This window comes from Streptococcus porci DSM 23759 (assembly GCF_000423765.1).
GTDB classification, from domain to species: Bacteria; Bacillota; Bacilli; order Lactobacillales; family Streptococcaceae; genus Streptococcus; species Streptococcus porci.
In genome coordinates this window covers 39,656-59,655 of record NZ_AUIP01000008.1, presented here as the reverse complement: position 1 = coordinate 59,655, position 20,000 = coordinate 39,656, and the positions used below count along the sequence as shown (strand labels likewise).

The window sequence follows — 20,000 nt, the reverse complement described above, 5'->3', positions numbered from 1 at the left end:
AATCTCCTTGAGGTTATAAACTCAAAATTACATTACCAACCTGCTCCGCAAATAGAGGTGGAACAGCATTTGCAACCTGCGTATATCTTGGAACATCTATTTTTCTACGTTCTCCACCTGTAGTATATGGACCCTTAAATTCATATTCATCTGGAAAACTTTGAATCCTTGCATGCTCTCTCACAGTCATAATTCTAGGCTCAGCGTAATGGATATAGTCATCAGGAATCGAAGTAATCGTATTACAAACTGATTTTGCCTTCAGAGGAGTCACTCCTCGTTTTTTTAAACCTTCAACCATATCCATTTGAGGAGTGATTCGAAGAACCTTTTCACTAGCTTGCATCAACCTCTCAAATAATTCTACCGTTTCTTCTCTATGTTTCGCAAAACGATGACTATCAGGTATAGATTTTTTGCCAATATTTTTTTTCATTAATCGTTGGTATGAAGAATTTACTTTCCCATATGTGCCGTTTTTAAAGTTTTTAGTGTCCTGACTGTCCACAACTCCATGTTCGTATTTTAAATCATCTATAGCCTGAGAGACTGTGATTGGTAATTTTAGTCTGCGGTCCTTTAAAAAACCATCTCTATTGTATGTTAATATATCAAAGAACGGCTTTCTCAGTTTATCCTTTGAAGCGAATAGAATAAACCTTTTTCTGTTTTGTGGGACACCAAATTCAGACATCGTAATTATTTGACATTCCACCTTGTACCCCAGATTTTTTAATTCATCCAACAAAATATTAGAGTAATTCTTTAAAGTGTCTTCACCTTTAAAATCAACGGTAAATCCCTGAACATTTTCAAAGAATAAAAATTTAGGCTGAACCAGTCTAACAATTTCTATATATGAGTGCATTAGTTGGTTACGCACATCATTATTCTGACGTTTTCCTGCCATGGAGAATCCTTGACAAGGTGGCCCCCCCACAACTAAATCAACATTCCCTTTTAAATTCGACAATTCCAAAGAATGTTTTTCCAATAATTCTAAAATATCCCAATTTTTTTGATCCAACCATTCAGGCCATTCAAAATGGGATTTTTTGTCAATCAAATTATATTTTAAGGTTTCAAATGCATCTTTATTTCGCTCAACAGCAAATACTCCCGTGAGACCCGCCTTATGCAACCCTAAGGAAAGTCCACCAGCTCCTGCAAATAAATCTATGTATTTCATGTCTTACCTCTTGCAAATGGTATCATTACTATTATACCACAAAACCCAGCCTTTTTAGGCTGGGCATTTTATCGTATTCTTCCTACTTAACCAACTTCTTCATCTCTTCAATCCGTCCTACTGTCGCATCATATTTGGCTTGGTAGTCGGTTTGTTTGGCTTTTTCTTTCTCGACGACTTCTGGTTTGGCGTTGGCGACGAATCGTTCGTTACTGAGTTTTTTGCCGACCATGTCTAGTTCTTTTTGCCATTTAGCCAATTCTTTGTCTAGACGAGCCAACTCTTCTTCGACGTTGAGGAGGTCGGCTAGTGGTAAGAAGATTTCAGCACCGGTGATAACGGCTGACATGGCTAGTTCTGGTGCAGCAATGCTTGAGCTGATTTCCAACTGCTCTGGATTTGTAAAGCGACGGATGTAGTTTTCATTTGACTTGAAGAAGGTTTCAAGCTCGCTATCTGCCGTCTTAATCAAAATGGTAATCGGCTTAGAAGGGGCAACATTGACCTCTGCTCTGCTATTTCGCACCGAACGAATCAAGTCCTTGAGGCTCTCTACTCCCTTGTGGGCTTCCGCATTTTCAAAGGCTGGGTTGACAACAGGGTAGGCTGCCACCACGATAGAGCCCTCTGCATACTGGGCGAAGATTTCTTCCGTCACGAACGGCATGATAGGGTGGAGGAGACGAAGGATTTGGTCCAACGTGTAGAGAAGGACAGAGCGGGTCATGACTTTCTCAGCCTCGTTGTCGCTGTAAAGGACCTCCTTGGTCAGCTCGACATACCAGTTGGCGAACTCTTCCCAAATGAAGTTGTAGAGGATGTGACCAGCCACACCGAACTCGAACTTGTCGAAGTTTTCAGTAACCTTAGCAATGGTTTCGTTGAGGTTGTGGAGAATCCAGCGGTCCGTCACGTTACCAGCCTCGCCAGCTGCAACTTTGGCGACATTCTCACGCGCCGCATCCAAAGTCAAGCCTTCATTGTTCATGAGGATATAGCGGGAAATGTTCCAAATCTTGTTGATGAAGTTCCAAGAAGCGTCCATCTTCTCATAAGAGAAGCGAACATCTTGACCAGGAGCAGAGCCGTTTGACAAGAACCAACGCAAAGCGTCCGCACCGTATTTCTCGATGACATCCATTGGGTCGATTCCGTTTCCAAGCGACTTGGACATCTTGCGCCCTTCTTCGTCACGGATCAAACCGTGGATCAGCACGTTCTTGAATGGCTGACGACCTGTGAACTCAAGCGATTGGAAAATCATACGAGACACCCAGAAGAAGATGATGTCGTAGCCCGTTACCAAGGTTGAGGTTGGGAAGTAACGCTGGAAGTCCGTCGCGTTTTCGTCAGGCCAGCCCATTGTTGAGAATGGCCAAAGGGCAGAGCTGAACCAGGTATCTAGGACATCCTCATCCTGTACCCAACCGTCCCCTGCTGGAGCCTCTTCTCCGACGTACATTTCGCCAGATTCGTTATACCATGCTGGAATTTGATGCCCCCACCAAAGCTGACGCGAGATAACCCAGTCGTGTACATTTTCCATCCATTGTAGGAAGGTGTCATTGAAACGTGGTGGGTAAAATTCTACCTTGTCAGCTGTGTCTTGGTTGGCAATGGCATTCTTAGCCAATTGGTCCATCTTAACAAACCATTGGGTTGACAAACGTGGCTCAACTACGACACCTGTACGCTCCGAGTGACCAACGGAATGCACACGATTTTCAATTTCCACTAGGGCACCTAGTTCTTGCAACTTAGCCACCGTTGCCTTACGAGCTTCAAAGCGGTCCATGCCTGCAAATTCGCCTGCCAACTCGTTCATGGTACCGTCATCGTTCATGACATTGACTTGTGGCAGATTGTGGCGTTGACCGACAAGGAAGTCATTTGGATCGTGGGCAGGAGTGATTTTCACAACCCCTGTACCAAATTCAGGATCTGCGTGCTCATCCGCAACAATTGGGATTGGCTTGTTGACGATTGGCAGGATAACATTTTTACCAATCAAGTCCTTGTAACGTGGATCTTCTGGGTTAACCGCAACCGCAACGTCACCAAACATGGTTTCAGGACGAGTTGTCGCAACTTGAAGGGCACGAGAACCATCTTCCAACATATAATTCATGTGGTAGAAGGCACCTTCGACGTCCTTGTGAATAACTTCAATATCTGAAAGAGCTGTGCGAGCTGCTGGGTCCCAGTTGATGATAAATTCGCCACGGTAGATCCAGCCTTTTTTGTAAAGTTCTACAAAGACCTTGCGAACAGCTTTTGACAAGCCTTCGTCCAGCGTAAAGCGGTCACGTTGGTAGTCCAAAGACAGACCCAGCTTGCCCCATTGCTCACGAATGGTCGCTGCATACTCATCCTTCCATTCCCAGACTTTGTCGAGGAATTTCTCACGGCCCAAGTCATAACGGGTCACGCCTTGCTCCCGCAAGCGTTCCTCAACCTTAGCCTGTGTAGCAATCCCCGCATGGTCCATACCAGGAAGCCAGAGGGTGTCAAAGCCCTGCATCCGCTTTTGACGGATAATGATGTCTTGAAGGGTTGTATCCCAAGCGTGTCCCAAGTGCAACTTACCGGTTACGTTTGGCGGCGGAATGACGATTGAATAAGGCTTGGCTTCCGCATCGCCTGACGGCTTAAAGACATCTTGGTCCAACCAAGTCTGGTAACGACCAGCCTCAACCTCGGCTGGATTGTATTTTGGTGATAATTCTTTTGACATTAATTTTTCTCCTTTAGTCATTTAGATAATAATATTTTCCATTATGAACAAGTATCTGCAGCTCCCTTTCGAACACATTGTCTGTTGTATTGCTAAAATGCAACTTGTCTACTGATTGTTTCTTTATTCGGTCTACAATATCCTTGTTCATTTTCTTATATTTCAAATCGTTTTGAAGCATTCCAGGTAAGTAAAAAACGGCTCCTTCAAATCCCTTTTTCGTTATCCTAGATTTTCGAATCTGAATTCCAAGTTGCCTTGACTGGTTATTGTGCCATTGAGCAAGTTTATCTCTCACAGTATTCGACTGTTCCAAATAATTACCCAAACTTGAATAGCAATATTCTGAAGACACTTTCCCTCCATTCATTAAATAAGTTAGTCGGGCAATTTCTTCCATTATTGATATCAGATACTGTTGAAATGTTGTTAATTTTTCAATTTCAAAAATAGTCTCTTTATACTTAGCATAGTTCGTCTTAAAATTAGATGTTATTAAATTTTCAAGTAAAGAATTTACTTGTTGTAGTAGCTCTATTGCCTCGTCTTCATAACGAACCAGACTATCTAAACTCCTCTGCCTAATCTCATCATTTTCCATGATTTCTATATTAAATTTGGTAATTTTCCCCACTTTTGGAATCAGTGATAAAATCTTAGACTTAAATTGTGTTTCTTGAAACTCTATAACTTTATCAACACCAGCTTGTAACTGTTCCAGTTTAGCATCCACTTCTGCCATATAATACTGTCCGACAACCATAGACGCTACATTCATTGCATTTGCAACAAACTCTCCTGTTCTAGCAATTTTTTGAGTAGTTGGACTCACTTTTACTAAATGAGCTTGACCTGCCAGCTGTCCATTAACATGATAACCACCTCTAAAAGCTCCTATTTTATCTTTTGCCTTGTAAAGTTCTGCACCGGGTGGAATAACAACCCTATATAACTTATCATTTTGTAATAATTCATTGATATTCTGAAGTTTCTTTTTATTGATGCTGTCATAAACATTATTAGCAAATTGTGGAATAATTGAATTTACTTTTGCGAGAACTCCTCTATCCTTAATCTCATGCATTTTTTCAAAATCTAATACTTCATTGTTGGATAAGGTTATAACTTTTGGAAGTAATTCCAAGAATTCTCCATCTTCTTCAACCGACAGATTGTTATTAGGATTATCTGTTTTGTCTGATGGAATTGATGGAGCCGATGATACCAACTTCTTCTTATGCCAACTATAAAACAATACTCCGACTCCCAAAAGTAATAAACAGGTGACGAAAATTAAAAAAAGTAAATTCATCGTTCCTCCTTTAGTATTCTTTAAGAAAATTGGTTTATACTATCTTCAAGCTAGAAATAGCCCAATTCTTTTTCATATAATCTCCTAGAAATAGTCAGTCTCTTAGGCTGGCTATTTCGTTTGTTCTTGCTCAAGTTCCTCCATTTTTTGGATAATCAGTTGAGCTACGTCATTGGCAGAAAGATGAGTATTATTAATTTTGAGATAATGCTGAATGCCCTCTGGAATGCCTAATGAGGTATATTGACATGTATCAGCTGTAGAGAGAATCTCAGCCTCTGAAACTTCAATGTGTCGTTTCAAAGGTTTATGGGTAAGTCGATTTTCTGTCCGATTACGTCGCAGACGTTCTTCCAAAGCAGTTTCCAACTCAACAAATAAAATTTCCTGACCATGATGATGAAAAATCGTCTGAACAGTTGTAAGGAATTGAACCTCTATGAGATTTTTAAAATTAATCAAGGCAGTTCCGATTAGTGGGCGGCCTGACCTAGCAAACACATCATAAACAGCAAATGTTATACGTGTATTGAAGTCAAACATATCCTCAGAAAATTCAGGAATAAAACGTAGGCTAAAATCAATCGAATCGTGATTATGAAAAAGGGTCATCCCTGTCAACTTCGCAACCTCCTGCCCAATGGTCATCTTGCCAGAAGCTTGTGCTCCAATAATAATTAGATTCATCTTGCCTCCTACTTTAAGGTGCACTCCTATCCAGCTCCCTTTTTTTCTTAATAAAGGTACCCAATTTTTCAGATGTCCCCCTTTCTAGATAGCGATAAATTCTTTCATGTCCATCTCCCATATAAAGCAAAGGATTGAATTCTAAACTTTTAAAATTTCCCTTGTCATCTAACAAAGTTTCATCCACTGTACGTTTCAAAACACGAGCTGTGAAGTTAACATAACCATCAAATGATTGGACTCGCTCAACTCGACACTCTAATGTAATCGGACAAGCAACTAGACTGGGAGCATCAACTGTTTCAGCGGGGATAATTTCTGCATTAAGCAAATTTATCTTTTCCCGTTTATGCAAAAATCCCGCTTTTTCCATCAAATAGCCCTGTTCCACAGTGGTAAGATTTAAGGTAAATTCACCAAACTTGGCTATTTGTTCAGCAGCGTTGCTACCTTGAAACATGCCAACCACCACCATATCTCCTAGACTATAAGAGGAACTACATGTAGTGATGTTATATAAATGTTGCTCGTCCTTATAGCCTAAAATGAATACTGGGAAACCATAATAAAACTTAGCAGTATCAAATCCTTGTTTTACTGTCATACCTTTTTATTCCTTTCCTCCCCCACCAACTCAATCTTTATCCCATCTGGATCTTCTAAATAGAGGGCATAGTGATCTGATCCTCCTGCATGTGGATAGCGGTCATCGTAGAGCAGTTTGACTCGTCTGGTCAAAAATTCCTTCCGCCATTGGTCAACATCATCAGGTGTTCCCGCATGAAAGGCTAGATGATTGAGACCTATACGGCAACGGTGATAACCTGCCTCTAGGAAGTCCTCTGGCGTTTGGACAAAGACCAGGTACTGCTCTGCTTTTTTGTAAGATAGCCCTTCCTCCCACTCCTGATAGAGCGAGTATCCCAGCTTGGTCAGGAGAAAGTCGTAAAATGCACGCGAAGTTTCCAAGTCTGAAACATATATTTCAACATGATGTAACATATCTTCTCCTTTCCAAATGAAAATCCCTGCCTAGACTTGCTAGACAGGGACGAAGTTATTCCGCGGTACCACCCTTGTTCAGATACATTATCTGCACTTTGCTTATTCGATTCACATTATCAGCAACCAGTTTTGACATTTGTGCGGATTTCTCAGTACCACCGCTTCCTGTGACAAATGGGGCTCAAAACACCTCTGAATGGCTTTATTTTAACAAATTGCACCTTGAAAAGCAAGGGATTTAAGCTTTCAAGTCAATCCCTTTTTCTTTCAACTGCTTGATAGTTGCTGGACCGATTCCTTTAAGAGCCAAGAGCTCTTTTTCTATATGGTTTGCAAAATCAGCCACAGATTGAATACCTGCTTGGTAGAAGGTTTCCAAACGTGCTGCCGCAATACCTTCCAAGTCAGGAAGTGCCAAAAAGTCTTCCAATGAAGTCACCTCTGCTACAACTTCTTTCACTTGTTCCACAGCATGCTCTACTACAGCCTCAGCCTTATGAGCAACTGTCTCTACTACCTCTGCAGCTCTTTCAAGATCTACACGACCAGCGCGTTTCAGATCTGCCAATTGTTTCTTCAATAATTTTTTACGATTGATTTTTTTCTTTGCCAAAATTTCTATCCTCTCTTTAATAATGTCTTTGGCCAAATAAGCCATCTGGTAAATCATGGAAGCTCTTGCCAGCATGATAGTTGGCAAATTTCCCCTGGATAAAACGATAAGCATCTAGCTTACTTTCGTAACGGATGTAGGCATCCGCCGCACGCTCATCCTTATCTTCTTCCAAAACACGGCGACTTTCGGTCATCGCCATATCATTTATCATAATCTGAGTGTTGATCCACTCCTCAAAATCTTTTAAAAAGTCTTGTTCGTATGACATGTCTTTCTCCAAAATAAAAGAGTTGACCATAGTCAACTCGCTATCTGCCACCACCGAGAATCGAACTCGGAACGGAGCATTACCATTGCTCTATTATACCATTTAACTATAGCGGCAACCACTATATAATACACCAATTTCCATAACCTGTCAACACTTAATTTTCAAAGCTTGATTTTATGCGGTTTCTAGCTAGTGATTATCTAGTTTCTCTCATTTTCATAGACCTTCTTAATCGATCTTTTTGAAGTCTATGGTTAATTTTATGGTCAATGGCACATTCTAGAGTTAAAACTATCGTTTTAAATATTTAGCTTAAGGTGAAAAGGCAACGCTTTTTTCTGATGATTATCCCGATTACAGTAAAGTAAATAAGATATCAACTAAAATACCCTTTCCTATTTTAACAGAAAAGGGTAGGATACTTAAAGGCATCTTAGGCCAGCTTGTTCCCAAGAAATGAAGCAAGCTAGGTTATCACGTCCTCACTCATCGTCATCATCTACTGATGAAATGAGGCTATTGATATGGTGAATATTGGTAGAACCGTAAGCGACAAGATCCACTTCTTCGTCAAGCAAGGCTCCGTTTAAAAAACCTATAACCATTGGCATGTTCATGCCGGCGTAGAGGTCGAAGTGACGACCTTCCATTATTAGGCGCGAAGCCACGTTACATGGGGTTCCCCCCATGAGATCAGCTAGGACAACAAAATTCTCCAGCCCTGCCATTGTCTTCTCAAGCTTTGCACGAAAATCATCTGGACCTTCCTCGGGTAAGAGACCGACTGCGTGAATCATCTCTTGTGGTCCCATAATCATCTCTGTGCTTTTTTTCAATTCTTCACAAAAGAGACCGTGACTAATTAAAATTAAGTTCTTTGCCATATTAGCCCTTCATTCCCATTACGAACCAACCAAAGGCAGAGCAGGCAATTGCAAGAACAATGATTACCAGAATTGCTTTTGTAGACGTCATGCCTTTACGACCAAGGAGCCAGTAAATGAATCCAGTGAAGAGGGCTGGCACTAAGCGTGGGAAAATCATATTGAGCAAGTTTTGAACGTCAATACCTGCACCAACTGGGATATTGAGAGATACTTCAAAGTTAATCATGCTGGCAATCAGCGCACCGACCATGAAAACACCCATAACTGAGGCTGCATCAACGATTGCAGTCAACTGGTCTCTCATGGTAGTCACAAGTTTTGTCCCTTGTTTGTAAGCAATCTCAAGTTGTTTCCAACGGAAGATATTGATAGCAATACCAGCAACCAAAACCCAAAGGAATACTCCCAAAGGGCTACCTTCTTTAGCCATACCTGCAGCCACAGAACCCATAATAGTAGGAACAAGTGAAGCAAAGAGTGAGTCTCCGATTGGGGCAAATGGTCCCATAAGACCAATTTTCACACCATTGACCGCTTCTTTTGAAGCTGTTCCTTCTGCTTCTTCCAAAGCCATGTCAATCCCAGTTATGATGGTATGGAAGAAGTTGGAGGTGTTGAAAAATTGAGTATGGTTTTTCATCATTTCTTTCAACTCAGGTGTCCCATCTCCATAGATTTTACGAAGCTGTGGCAGGATATGATAAAGGTAACTTGACCCTTGCATACGTTCGTAGTTCCAACCCCACTGGAAGGTAAAGATACTACGTTTGTTGATTTGATTAAAATCCTCTTTTGTTAATTTGTAATTAGATTTCGTCATCTTCAATTTCCCCGCTTTCTGAAACTGATTTTACAACAACTTCTGGTTTATTTTGGCTGTTCTTATAGTGGAGAGCAGCTAAACCTGCACCAATAATCGCGATACCCAACATTGGAAGACCTTTGAATGGTGCACCGTTAAATGCCACACCTTCAAACAATTTTGGATCAACACCGATAATACTTGAAAGTGTACCTGCAACTGTTTGCAAGTTGTTATAAATAACTGTTAACATGGCTGTAATACCAAAGCCCATAGCTAGATAGTGGAGGTTTCGTTTAATCGGTAAGTAGTGAAGGAGAATGGCGAACCCAAGCCCTGGTAGCATACGACCAGCTAAGGTCAAACCGTTAGCAACCCATTGGTATTTTTCAATCCAATCAACGATTGCTTCAACAGCACCGCCACCAAAAGCAAGTGCTACAAATACTGGAAGAGCACGGGAGAGAGCCCAAGGTACTGCACCGAGAAGGTAGTTGCGTTCAATAGCTTTGTAATCGAAGTCTTCAACGTTCTTATCAATCCGATGCGCAAAGTAAGTTGTTGAGAAACGACCAGCAATATCGGTGTAAACCATGAGAGCCGCTACTGGTACGGCGATTGAGGTCACAGCAAGCTCTGGATCAAGACCTTGTGCTACTGAGAAGGCAGTCGCCAAAACCGCACCTGACGTCGCATCGATACGAGAAGCACCACCAAAGGTACCTACCCCAAGAACCATAAGCTGCAAGCTAGCTCCAATCAAAAGTCCTGTTTTCATATCTCCCATAATGAGACCTGAAATAAAACCAGCAAAGATTGGAGAACCTGCTGAAGTACAGATAGTCAACTCGTCCAAAATCTGATAAGCAGAATAGAGAGTTAGCAGTAGAATTTGCCACCATTGAATCATGATGTATTCCTCCTAATATATTTAAATGATTTTTGTTTCCGAATATTAGCGTACTTTGTCTAACAGAGCCATAAAATCTTGTGGGCTATCGCCTGGTACCATTTGTGCAATCAGTTTAACACCTTTTGCTTTGATAGCATCAAAATCTTCAATGTCCTTGTCAACAACATTAATTGAGCGTGTTACTGCACGCGTTTGATCTGATTGTGACATATTTCCAACGTTAAGTTCTGGGAAAGTCACACCTGCTTCTAAAAGTCCCAAGAAGCGGTCTGGACGACGGGCAACAATAAGTAATCTTTGTGAGTCATATTTCCCCGACAAAATATTAGCAGCTGCTTTCTCAACTGGTAATATTGATAACTTAACTCCCGGCGGTGTAGCAAGTTTCAAGGCCGTTTTTTCCAAATCATTATTGACAACGTCGTTATCAACAACCATGATACGGCTGATGTTTAATTTTGTCGTCCAAAGATTGGCAACTTGACCATGAATCAGACGACCGTCGATGCGTGTTGCGATAATAGCCATAAATTTCTTCCTCTCAATTTAAAGTTTTTCTATTTTGGGTTTGTCTGTAAAGATGATGTGCTCTTTGTATCGTCCCTCAGTTTCGAAGACGACTATTTCGTTTTCTCCTTTCTTTAAGTATCCTTTTGGTACATAGAGAGTTAAGATTGGACCTTTTTCCCAAAATCTCCCGATGTTAATATTATTGACAAATACGACGCCCTTACCAAATCCAGTCATGTCCAGATAGGTATCAGCTAAGTTATCTAAGGTGAAGTGATACTGATAAAAAGCTGGTTGGTGACTCTGCCATTCTTTTGAAAAATCAATTTCTGAAACTGACTCCAACGGAAGTCTGTAATTTTTCCAATTTCCGATAAAGTGTAGGTCTGCCATAAGACCTCGACCAAGACCTTTTTTCTGGGTTGATGCTTCAAGTTTGTGTCCATAATTGACACGTCCCATATTTTCAACCAAAATCTTAATATCTGTCTTGTGATGGTTGAGATCCACAGTGATATCTTCACCGATTTCTTCTTGATACTGGGTAATGACATGAGCATCATCTGCATAAATCTGAATTCGGTCTCTGGCGTCAATGATACGGAGACGTTCAGCCCCTTCCTTATCTCGCTCGATTTGCGTTTGATAGAGGACATATCCTGTATTTTGTCCTAACTCTTCCATACGCAAAGGATAAAAGCTTATCTTGGCATCGCTTACATTTTCTAAAACGTTAAAGAGACTGACTTTGTTGACCAGAGCTACTTGTTCAAAAGCGATAGCCTTTTTAGTCAATGGCTGAAAGGTTACTAAATCTGGCAATCGCTCCTTAAGACGTTTTTGAAGGGCATAGAATTTCGGTGTCGGATTTCCAGCCTCATCTAAGATAGCGTCGTAGTCATAGGAGGTCACCTGTGGTAAGTCTTTTTGACCTCTAGCTGAACACCCATTCATGAATCCAAAGTTTGTGCCACCGTGGAACATGTATAGATTGATAGAGCCAAGCTCTATGCATTCCATGACGGCATCAGCTAGTTCTTCAGGGTCACGTCTAATGACTTCCTCTCCCCAACGATTAAACCATCCATCCCAAAACTCCATGCACATGAGAGGCCATTTTTTACCGTACTCATCAAAGAAGTCCTGCATTTGTTTAAAATTAAGCGTAGCTTTTGACCCAAAATTCCCAGTAACCAGTACATCATCTGCAATCAGAGAACCTGCTCGAAGAGTAGCCCGCCAGGGACCATCTGATGTGAAGAAGGGGCCCTCCAAACCATATTTCTCCATTATGTTTTTGACAATGCGCAAATAAGCTTTTTCCTCACCGTAAGAACCGTATTCATTCTCCACTTGAACCATGAGAATATTTCCGCCTTGACTGAGCTGGTGTTTTGCTAAAATAGGTATCAAACGAGCATAGTAATCGTCAACATGCTTGATAAAATTAGGATCAGTCGAGCGCACCCTAACATTTTCTTCCAGCAACCAAGCTGGCAAGCCACCCCATTCCCACTCTGCACAAATGTAAGGAGATGGTCTCACGATAGCATATAGTCCTAGTTCTTGGGCTAGTGTCAAAAAACGTTCGAAATCAAGAATCCCTTGGCTTCGAAAGTCACCTTTTTTAGGTTCGTGTAAATTCCAAGGAATGTAAGTCTCAACGGTATTAAAACCTAAGGCCTTAAGATTGTAAAGTGAATGGTACCAATCATCAGGATGAATACGAAAATAATGAATTGCTCCCGATAATATTTTAAAAGGTCTATCGTTCAGATAAAAATCTTCTCTTATCTCAAACTTCATAAAAGACCACCCTTTCTGCAACCGCTTTCTTTCTATATCTATATATTAACATAAATAAGTTGTTATATCAAGTGATTTGCTAATTTTTTTGATCTTTTTATTACCTTTTTGATTCCATTTTCAGAAAAAATTTAGTATAATGACAGAAAATTAGAATACTCTCATGACCTAATATCTACAATTGGAAAGGACGATTCCATGAAAATCCCTAAGTATCAACGTATTCAAAACGATTTGAAAAAGCAAATCGTGACTGGTAAATTTGAAAACGGTGATAAATTTTACACCGAAAGCGAGCTGGTGCAGATTTACGACGTCAGTTCAATCACTGTCATTCGAGCTCTCAATGAATTGGTCAAAGATGGCTATTTGGTTCGTAAACAAGGCAAGGGAACCTTTGTTTCGCGTTCTCGTAAGGGCAAGCTAGTGGAATTTTCCGATGTTGAACTTTTTCCACTCAAAGATGACCACGTGGAAGTTCTCTCTATCGAAAAAGGCAACGATCCTAAGTACCTCAAGGAATTGAAGCTAACCAACAACGATTTCTACTATAAGATTGTCCGTGTTCGTACAGCTGGAAATCGTCCTTATTTTTATCAACAATCCTACATTCCAGAGCGTTTCATCTTGACACCAAACGCTAAGAAGAACCATTTCAAGTCTATCTACCAACGTTTCAAGTTGGATTTTGACATTCACATGTCATCTGAGCCTTATACTGAAACCAATGAAGTGACTTTCGCGACTCCTGAAGAAGCCAGCAAGGCACTGCTTCTTGAAAAGCTTGAACCAACTATTTTGCAGATTAGAAAGACTGAGCAGTCAAATACTGACCATGTCTTAGAGTACGTAGAAAGTTACAAGCACTGGAATTTCTATAAGTTTGAAATTACTGCTAATCGTTAACAGACACCATTCGTTTTTTCTGGTGGTCATTCTAGACAAATACTATTTTTACCACCTTCTTAAGCCTTGTTGGCCCATCAACTTCTCGACCGCATAAACTCGTCTTTATGCGGTTTTTAGCACGGTAGAAATGGTTAAGAACCGCTTCGCTCGTAGTGGAAGCAACTCTCACACTTTTCTCTTTTGTCAAAGCCAGTCCACAAATGAGAAACAGATACTTTGTCTAAAATTTGCTCACCAGTTTTTACTGGTGTTTTTTTTGATTTCCAAGGGCTGATTGCTCAGCCCTCAGCTGAGTTTATGATAAACGTTCTGACCAAGCTGTTGCTGTTTCTTTGATAACAGCGTTTAGACTTTCGATATTGGCACGACCTTCTGTGCGTAACCAGTCACGGGCTGCACCTTCGCCACCTTCAATGTAGGCTTTGACTGAACCAGCCCAGGTTGCACGACCACAGAGGACACCATTAAATTCTGAGCCTGATTCTTTAGCAAAGCGTAGGGTCTCCTGGAAAAGCTGTGCAGAAACTCCAGCGCTCAAGAAGATGAAAGGAAGATGTGTCGCCCTGCTTTGTTCCAAGAAAAAGTCTTGAGCTTCCTTGCGTGTGTATACCACCTGGTCGCTAGCAAATCCTTCAACGTAGTGCATATTGACCGGTACTTCTACTTTCAAGACGTCGATGTTAAAACGTGGGTCTGAAAAAACTTTCATGGCACCAATAACCTTGTGTGGTTTAACTTTAGCGTATTCTGGACTATTAGCATCTGGGATACCCTCGTCATAGGCTAGGATTTCCAAGTAGAATGGTAGATTTTCTGCCACACATTCCGAACCGATGCGTTCGATGTAGGCTTGTTTTTGCTGATTGAGTTCTTCAGAGCTATCTACGTCGTAGTATAGCAAAAATTTTACAGCATCTGCTCCTTGATCTTTGATGCGTTTTGCCGACCAAACATCCAGACAGTCTGGCAAGCGTTTGGTGCTGGTGGTATCGTATCCTGTTTTTTCATAAGCTAAAAGAAGACCTGCATCCTCATGCAATTTCTTGATAGCTGGAAGCCCATACTCTGGGTCAAGTAGCATAGACGAAGCAAATGGAGTCAGTTCTTCTGCCACTAAGCACTTCAGTTCTTCCATCTGAGCAACGGTAGGCTCTTCAGGTTGGTACTGAGCCATGAGACGTTTTAGAGCACCTCGTTGGTCAAAAGCTAGCGCAGAGATAAAGCCTTCAGGAGTTGATAATTTCTCCATGCAGGCTTTTTTTTGTTCTGTCAATGTCCACATATCGTTGAAATGTCCTTTCTAATGATAATATTTTTTAAAATATCATATCCTTAATTCTTGTAGTCATGAATGATAACTCCTTTGACTACACGGTTAACAGTTCCAGACGCTGATGGAGTGTCTGGTGTATTTTTTACCTTAACGGAAGCAAGAAGTGAGATTGTTTGTGCGACTAATACATCAGCCAATGCCAGATAAGCTTCTGGTAAAATAATATCTGACAAGAGTTCAAAGCTCTCACCTGAAAAAGCAGGGTCTCCTTTTTGAGCAATAGCCAAGGTTTTCAGAGCAATCTGATCGCTGTAAACTTCTTCTAACAGGTCCACATCGTATTGACGTGTATAAGGGTCGTTATGGATAAAATCAATGACGATGGTTTTTTCATCCACAAAAGATTTTGGTCCGTGACGGAAGCCCATAGACGAGTCAAACATAGTGGCAATTTTTCCTGCTGTCAGTTCTAAGATTTTCAACTGGGCCTCACGTGTCAGCGCAGCCATTGCCCCAGAACCCAAGTAAACCAGGCGATTGAAATCTAAGTCAACCAGCGCTTTTAAGTCTCCCACTCGACCAATGATGTCTTGTCCCATCTCATAGAGATAAGCGACATAACTCTCCTTAGCTTCCAGTGTTTCGGTTTCATCAAAGACCATAACAGCCGTTAAAAGCATGCAGGTGAAACTACCTGTCATGGCAAATCCACCATCATTAGAGCGACTTGGCATGAGGAGAAGGAGATTTTTGTCATCACCAGCTGCCCGTTTGGCCAAAAGTCCTTCAGGCGCACAAGTGATGGTCAAATGGTAGACATTTGAAACGATTTGATTTGTCAAAGCCACCGCTGCTACGCTTTCTGGGCTGTTGCCAGATCGAGCAAAGGAAACGAGTAGCACCGTCTCGTCTTCAAAAAGATGGTCATAAGGCGCAGACACTAGTTCTGTCGTTCCGATACTTTCAAAGGTAAAGCGCCCACGGTCTGCGGTACGTTTCAGATAGGGTAGAATGGTATCCCCCACATATTGGGACGTTCCTGCACCAGTAAAGATAACTTTTACTGGCCTATCGGGGCTTGTTTCTACTACCTTGTCAAGAAAATTTGAAATATCTGCCAACTTTTCTTTGTAAATCTCCAAAGCCTCCTGCCAAAGTTCTGGTTGTTGCTTGATTTCTCTGGTCGTAATTTCTGCTCCCAGTTCAATCAATTCCTCTTTTGTTTTAAAAAACATAAGTTCCTCCTATTCAAATATTTTTATCACTATTTTTGGTTGCGCTTTCATTTCTCGGTATCTAAAGGGGAGAGAAGCTCTCATTTCTAAGTTCTAGCTAAAAAGCTCCACCAGAGCTTTTCACTCCCTAAAATGGCTGACTTTATATCTGAATTGGTCTGCACGGGCGATACTGAAGGTGAATTCGACGATTTTATTTTTAATGTTGTAGGTTTTACGAATGAGATGCAAGACTGGGGCACCTTTTTTGATTTCTAGCAATTTGGCTTCGTGATTTAAGGCTACGCTGGCAAAAAATTCTTCTTCGGCAACACGAATACGTTCTTCATAATCATCTTCGATGATGCGATAAAGTGGTTTGTGAGACAGTGTTTCCTTGCTCAAACCTTCAAAGAGGCTAGATGGTAGGTAAGTACGTTCCAACATCATAGGGACATCATCTGCCAGCCGTAGGCGCTCAATTTCAAAGACATCAGCTCCAAAATCAATCTGCAACTCTCTTGCAATTTGCTCCGTCGCTTTAACTCTTTCAAAAGATAAGGTTTTGGTGATAGGTTTTTTACCAAGTTTCTGCATTTCATCTGTGAAACTATATACGGTTCCTAAATCCACCGCAGGTTCTTTAATTTCTGAGACATAGGTGCCCTTGCCCTGCTTTTTGTAAACCAAACCACGTTTTTCCAACTCCTGCAAGGCTTGGCGCACGGTGATACGACTGACCTTATAAGCCTCAGTTAATTCTCGTTCTGACAAGAGTTTGTCATTTGGCGACATGGAATTGCGAATATCTAGTTCTAGCGTATCTACTAATTGTAGGTACAACGGCTTATCTTTTTTTAATCTAAACATACGCACTCTTTCTAACTTGTTATAACCACATATAAATTATAGTATATTAACATTATTTAAGTCAAGCGTTTTTATCAAATATCTGAAAATAGTTTTAACAATAAAAAAATCCAGCCTTCAAAGACTAGATTTTCTTCATTTTAAAGATATCTGGAAAAGGAATAACAGGCTTCATATCTATCTCGTGGCTACCAATAAGCTTTTCCATCCAAATCATATTGTACCAGCGGTTAAATTTATAGCCCGATTTATGAAATGTTCCGACCAGTTCATAGCCCTGATTCTCATGGAAAGCCTGGCTGGCATTAGTCAGATAAGGGTCTTCAATATCTGTTTGAGCAATGCAGGCATTAAGATTGAGAAGTCCCATATCTTTGAGATATGACTCCAAAGCCTGATAGAGTTTAGAGCCCACACCCTTACCACGCGCAGCTTTGTCCAAATAAACCGTCACCTCAGCCGACCAAGCATAGGCCGCTCTAGGATGAAAAGATGACGCATAAGCATACCCTAAAATCTGCCCATCTTCTTCCGCCACAAGATAGGGATAGAAAGATAGAACTGTTTGCATCCGTGACTGAAAATCTGTCAACGTTGGAACCTCATATTCAAAGGTAATGGCCGTTTCAGTCACATAATAGGCGTAAATAGCCAGCAACTTCTCCGCATCACAAAGAGTGGCGCTCCGAATCAAATGTGTCACTTATACAACTCCTAAAAATAAACTTTGAATCAAACAAACTGCAAAATATGTCATAATCCCAATCACCATTTCCCAGATCAACCATGTCTTTCGATTCACCTTTCTTAGTTTCAGGTGAAAGAAGGTGCTAAGCGCTAGGGAAATCATGCTGTAATAGGCTGAGACAGTCACAGGGAAGAATAAGCTTTCTAAAAACTTTTCCGATAGAGCACTTGAAGTTTCAACGTAGTAAATCAACATCAAAAGTCCTACACTTAGGATAAAAAATGAGGATATGGTCTTACGACAAGGCATCTTGACTGGTGCTGTAAACCAGACCCAGACACCGAAAAAGACAAACCAGCACAGTAGAAAAGGGAGGTATTGGCATCATGCCAAATCCTTTCACAGATTGACTTCTCTTAGAGCTATTCCATTTTCTGTGACTTTGATAAATGAGGAAACTTCCTTTCCTTATTTTCAACTTCAAACGGTTTGAGAGGAGTTGAACTCGTGTTACCCTACTTAGTACTACAACCGGCTATCACACATTTCATCTCCTAGCTTGTAGCTTTTATTGCGAATCAGGCTCGCACTATCTCTAAATCTTTTAGATAGCTAAACAGTAGTAAAAATAAACAAAAAGACTACATGATTGATTATAACCTTCTATCTCTGAAAAGCAAGAAAAAACTCGGATGCACCGAGTTTTCTATCTGACTTAGTGAGCTACAATTTCTTGCGCAATCTCATGTCCTGTCATACCTTTTGGATAGTAGGTTGGCCAGTTGTTCAACTCATTCAAGAGATCCTCTTGACTGCTTCCGCCAAAATAGATGTGGAAATGTCCAGAATCTGTTGGAGAAATGTTGTGATCACTGAATTGCACGTATTTGAAATTACCTGCATTAGCATCATCAGTTTCGAAAAGGAAACGCACGCCACGATTACCTTTTTTGTAGTTCAAAACCTTATAACCGACGTATTTATAGGTAAAAGTTTGGCTCTTACCATTTTGCGTGAAAGTCATGGTATTTTTCTTACCATCAATCGTAATTTCCTCCACATCTGTCTTGTAACCAACAGTGTAGTAGTCTTTGTATTCTTGATAACTCATAGCACCTTGAGATTTTTTAGCTTTGTAATCCCAAACTTGGTCCAACGTTCCATCAAGCAGATATGGGTAAACAGATTGCCATTCTCCTGACCAATCTGACAACTGACGGTCTTTGATGGCTGAATCTTCAAAGTATCCGGCATAAACAGTTTTTTCGGCTTCTTCCTCAGGTTGGATAGTTGCTCCTTCTTGTTCTATGGTCAATTGCAGAGCTGCTAAATTATCTTCCATAACGGAGATGTAGTCTTTCCCAGCATCCATTTGTTCCTTGGTCAGACTTTCCAGAGGATTTAATACAGCAGTTTGGACACCAGCTTCTTTTGCTAAAGTCTCCGAAACAACTGCGGAAGCATTTTCTTCAAAATAAATATACTTGATTCCCTGTTTCTTAACATATGTCGTCAACTCTGCTAGACGTTGTGCTGTTGGCTCACTCTCGGCTGATACGCCTGTAATCGAAATTTGATTGAGTCCATAATCCAATGCCAGGTAGCCAAATGCTGCGTGCTGAGTTACAAATGATTTCTGCTTAGCTGCTGATAAGACTGTGCTGTACCTGGTATCAAGGGCCTTAAGCTTTTCGATATAAGCGTCAGCATTTTTTTCAAAAACGGCCGCTTTGTCAGGATAAGCTTGAGCTAAATCGCGTCTGATGTAACCAATCAAACTAATGGCACGAGAAGGCGATAGCCACACATGAGGATCGTAAGCATGGTGGTGTCCTTCTTCTTCGTGGTCATGATCTTCCTCATGCTCTGAACCACCTGACATAAGTAACATATCACCTGTCATCTTGATGAACTTAACCTTATCTGTATCAATCGATTTGGTCAAGTTTGATACCCAAGTCTCCATGTTATCATCCGCATAGACAAAGACATCTGCATTTTGAATGGTTGTCAAGTTTTTGGTTGAAGGTTCAAAGTCATGAACCTCCGTTCCTGCCTTAATCAAGAGCTCCACATCACCCTCGTCACCTAGAACCGCTTTGGTAAATTCATAGACAGGATAGAAGGTAGCCACAGCATGAATCTTATCTTCTGACTTTTCAGATTTATTCTGTGTGGTAAAAAAGGCTACCGCTGCTATAATAATCGCTACTAGACCAACTAATAGACTGATTTTTTTAGTGTTCATTTCTTCTCCTTTTGTTAACCGGTTAAATGTTTACTGGTTAAGTATATCAGAATTTAAGATTTTTGC

19 protein-coding genes and 1 tRNA gene are annotated in these 20,000 nt (G+C 40.9%); 1 reads left to right on the top strand and 19 read right to left on the bottom strand.

The window, feature by feature from the left end:
* Positions 1-13 precede the first annotated feature (13 nt).
* The 14 genes from G576_RS0103320 to G576_RS0103255 form a co-directional block, all read right to left on the bottom strand.
* Entirely contained in the window at positions 14-1,189 is a 1,176-nt protein-coding gene (locus G576_RS0103320) for a DNA cytosine methyltransferase (RefSeq protein ID WP_027973386.1), read from the bottom strand.
* 82 nt (positions 1,190-1,271) lie between these two features.
* Positions 1,272-3,923 carry a valine--tRNA ligase gene (locus tag G576_RS0103315; protein ID WP_027973385.1) on the bottom strand — a complete coding sequence of 884 codons (2,652 nt, stop codon included), beginning with the start codon at positions 3,921-3,923 and terminating at the stop codon, positions 1,272-1,274.
* Between the two features lie 13 nt (positions 3,924-3,936).
* Positions 3,937-5,235, bottom strand: coding sequence for a hypothetical protein (locus G576_RS0103310; protein WP_027973384.1), 1,299 nt, complete (start codon positions 5,233-5,235; stop codon positions 3,937-3,939).
* Positions 5,236-5,346: 111 nt separating this feature from the next.
* The gene (locus G576_RS0103305; protein ID WP_027973383.1) at positions 5,347-5,922 is read right to left on the bottom strand and encodes a DEAD/DEAH box helicase family protein; all 576 of its coding nucleotides are present in this window, start codon (positions 5,920-5,922) and stop codon (positions 5,347-5,349) included.
* 13 nt (positions 5,923-5,935) lie between these two features.
* Positions 5,936-6,526 (bottom strand): flavin reductase family protein, encoded by a 591-nt coding sequence (locus G576_RS0103300; protein WP_027973382.1) that lies wholly within the window; start codon positions 6,524-6,526, stop codon positions 5,936-5,938.
* Entirely contained in the window at positions 6,523-6,924 is a 402-nt protein-coding gene (locus G576_RS0103295) for a VOC family protein (RefSeq protein WP_027973381.1), read from the bottom strand. The genes G576_RS0103300 and G576_RS0103295 overlap by 4 nt, the downstream gene beginning before the upstream one ends.
* Positions 6,925-7,165: 241 nt before the next feature.
* On the bottom strand, positions 7,166-7,540 hold the full coding sequence (locus tag G576_RS0103290) for a helix-hairpin-helix domain-containing protein (RefSeq protein WP_027973380.1): 375 nt from the start codon (positions 7,538-7,540) through the stop codon (positions 7,166-7,168).
* 16 nt (positions 7,541-7,556) lie between these two features.
* Positions 7,557-7,811, bottom strand: a complete 255-nt coding sequence (locus tag G576_RS0103285; protein ID WP_027973379.1) for a DUF1912 family protein — start codon at positions 7,809-7,811, stop codon at positions 7,557-7,559.
* 45 nt (positions 7,812-7,856) lie between these two features.
* Positions 7,857-7,927: transfer RNA gene (locus tag G576_RS0103280), tRNA-Thr, on the bottom strand.
* A gap of 369 nt (positions 7,928-8,296) precedes the next feature.
* Positions 8,297-8,698, bottom strand: a complete 402-nt coding sequence (locus G576_RS0103275) for a PTS sugar transporter subunit IIA (protein ID WP_027973378.1) — start codon at positions 8,696-8,698, stop codon at positions 8,297-8,299.
* Position 8,699: 1 nt separating this feature from the next.
* On the bottom strand, positions 8,700-9,521 hold the full coding sequence (locus tag G576_RS0103270; RefSeq protein ID WP_027973377.1) for a PTS system mannose/fructose/sorbose family transporter subunit IID: 822 nt from the start codon (positions 9,519-9,521) through the stop codon (positions 8,700-8,702).
* Positions 9,508-10,413 (bottom strand): PTS mannose/fructose/sorbose/N-acetylgalactosamine transporter subunit IIC, encoded by a 906-nt coding sequence (locus G576_RS0103265; protein ID WP_027973376.1) that lies wholly within the window; start codon positions 10,411-10,413, stop codon positions 9,508-9,510. Before G576_RS0103265 ends, G576_RS0103270 begins: the two co-directional genes overlap by 14 nt.
* A gap of 45 nt (positions 10,414-10,458) precedes the next feature.
* Positions 10,459-10,944 (bottom strand): PTS sugar transporter subunit IIB, encoded by a 486-nt coding sequence (locus G576_RS0103260; RefSeq protein ID WP_027973375.1) that lies wholly within the window; start codon positions 10,942-10,944, stop codon positions 10,459-10,461.
* Positions 10,945-10,962: 18 nt separating this feature from the next.
* Positions 10,963-12,732: a glycoside hydrolase family 35 protein gene (locus G576_RS0103255; RefSeq protein ID WP_027973374.1), complete on the bottom strand. Its 1,770-nt coding sequence runs from the start codon at positions 12,730-12,732 to the stop codon at positions 10,963-10,965.
* A 198-nt stretch (positions 12,733-12,930) separates the two neighbouring features.
* Between G576_RS0103255 and G576_RS0103250 the strand changes: the two genes are divergently transcribed.
* Positions 12,931-13,638: a GntR family transcriptional regulator gene (locus tag G576_RS0103250; RefSeq protein ID WP_027973373.1), complete on the top strand. Its 708-nt coding sequence runs from the start codon at positions 12,931-12,933 to the stop codon at positions 13,636-13,638.
* A 298-nt stretch (positions 13,639-13,936) separates the two neighbouring features.
* On the opposite strand, the gene lacD is transcribed toward G576_RS0103250, so the two are convergent.
* The 5 genes from lacD to G576_RS0103220 form a co-directional block, all read right to left on the bottom strand.
* Complete coding sequence (gene lacD / locus G576_RS0103245) at positions 13,937-14,923, bottom strand: tagatose-bisphosphate aldolase (protein ID WP_027973372.1); 987 nt, start codon at positions 14,921-14,923, stop codon at positions 13,937-13,939.
* A 50-nt stretch (positions 14,924-14,973) separates the two neighbouring features.
* Positions 14,974-16,149: an SIS domain-containing protein gene (locus G576_RS0103240; protein WP_027973371.1), complete on the bottom strand. Its 1,176-nt coding sequence runs from the start codon at positions 16,147-16,149 to the stop codon at positions 14,974-14,976.
* 120 nt (positions 16,150-16,269) lie between these two features.
* A complete protein-coding gene (locus tag G576_RS0103235; protein ID WP_027973370.1) occupies positions 16,270-16,998 on the bottom strand; it encodes a GntR family transcriptional regulator in 729 nt (242 codons plus the stop codon).
* 124 nt (positions 16,999-17,122) lie between these two features.
* Positions 17,123-17,701 carry a GNAT family N-acetyltransferase gene (locus tag G576_RS0103230; RefSeq protein WP_027973369.1) on the bottom strand — a complete coding sequence of 193 codons (579 nt, stop codon included), beginning with the start codon at positions 17,699-17,701 and terminating at the stop codon, positions 17,123-17,125.
* Positions 17,702-18,401: 700 nt separating this feature from the next.
* Positions 18,402-19,934, bottom strand: a complete 1,533-nt coding sequence (locus G576_RS0103220; protein ID WP_027973367.1) for a zinc ABC transporter substrate-binding protein AdcA — start codon at positions 19,932-19,934, stop codon at positions 18,402-18,404.
* Positions 19,935-20,000: the final 66 nt, after the last annotated feature.

What these genes read in the sequence shown, in the direction of transcription:
- G576_RS0103320 (WP_027973386.1), bottom strand. Translation starts at nt 1,189, where the DNA reads ATGAAATACATAGATTTATTTGCAGGAGCTGGTGGACTTTCCTTAGGG.
- G576_RS0103315 (WP_027973385.1), bottom strand. Translation starts at nt 3,923, where the DNA reads ATGTCAAAAGAATTATCACCAAAATACAATCCAGCCGAGGTTGAGGCT.
- G576_RS0103310 (WP_027973384.1), bottom strand. Translation starts at nt 5,235, where the DNA reads ATGAATTTACTTTTTTTAATTTTCGTCACCTGTTTATTACTTTTGGGA.
- G576_RS0103305 (WP_027973383.1), bottom strand. Translation starts at nt 5,922, where the DNA reads ATGAATCTAATTATTATTGGAGCACAAGCTTCTGGCAAGATGACCATT.
- G576_RS0103300 (WP_027973382.1), bottom strand. Translation starts at nt 6,526, where the DNA reads ATGACAGTAAAACAAGGATTTGATACTGCTAAGTTTTATTATGGTTTC.
- G576_RS0103295 (WP_027973381.1), bottom strand. Translation starts at nt 6,924, where the DNA reads ATGTTACATCATGTTGAAATATATGTTTCAGACTTGGAAACTTCGCGT.
- G576_RS0103285 (WP_027973379.1), bottom strand. Translation starts at nt 7,811, where the DNA reads ATGTCATACGAACAAGACTTTTTAAAAGATTTTGAGGAGTGGATCAAC.
- G576_RS0103275 (WP_027973378.1), bottom strand. Translation starts at nt 8,698, where the DNA reads ATGGCAAAGAACTTAATTTTAATTAGTCACGGTCTCTTTTGTGAAGAA.
- G576_RS0103270 (WP_027973377.1), bottom strand. Translation starts at nt 9,521, where the DNA reads ATGACGAAATCTAATTACAAATTAACAAAAGAGGATTTTAATCAAATC.
- G576_RS0103265 (WP_027973376.1), bottom strand. Translation starts at nt 10,413, where the DNA reads ATGATTCAATGGTGGCAAATTCTACTGCTAACTCTCTATTCTGCTTAT.
- G576_RS0103260 (WP_027973375.1), bottom strand. Translation starts at nt 10,944, where the DNA reads ATGGCTATTATCGCAACACGCATCGACGGTCGTCTGATTCATGGTCAA.
- G576_RS0103255 (WP_027973374.1), bottom strand. Translation starts at nt 12,732, where the DNA reads ATGAAGTTTGAGATAAGAGAAGATTTTTATCTGAACGATAGACCTTTT.
- G576_RS0103250 (WP_027973373.1), top strand. Translation starts at nt 12,931, where the DNA reads ATGAAAATCCCTAAGTATCAACGTATTCAAAACGATTTGAAAAAGCAA.
- lacD (WP_027973372.1), bottom strand. Translation starts at nt 14,923, where the DNA reads ATGTGGACATTGACAGAACAAAAAAAAGCCTGCATGGAGAAATTATCA.
- G576_RS0103240 (WP_027973371.1), bottom strand. Translation starts at nt 16,149, where the DNA reads ATGTTTTTTAAAACAAAAGAGGAATTGATTGAACTGGGAGCAGAAATT.
- G576_RS0103235 (WP_027973370.1), bottom strand. Translation starts at nt 16,998, where the DNA reads ATGTTTAGATTAAAAAAAGATAAGCCGTTGTACCTACAATTAGTAGAT.
- G576_RS0103220 (WP_027973367.1), bottom strand. Translation starts at nt 19,934, where the DNA reads ATGAACACTAAAAAAATCAGTCTATTAGTTGGTCTAGTAGCGATTATT.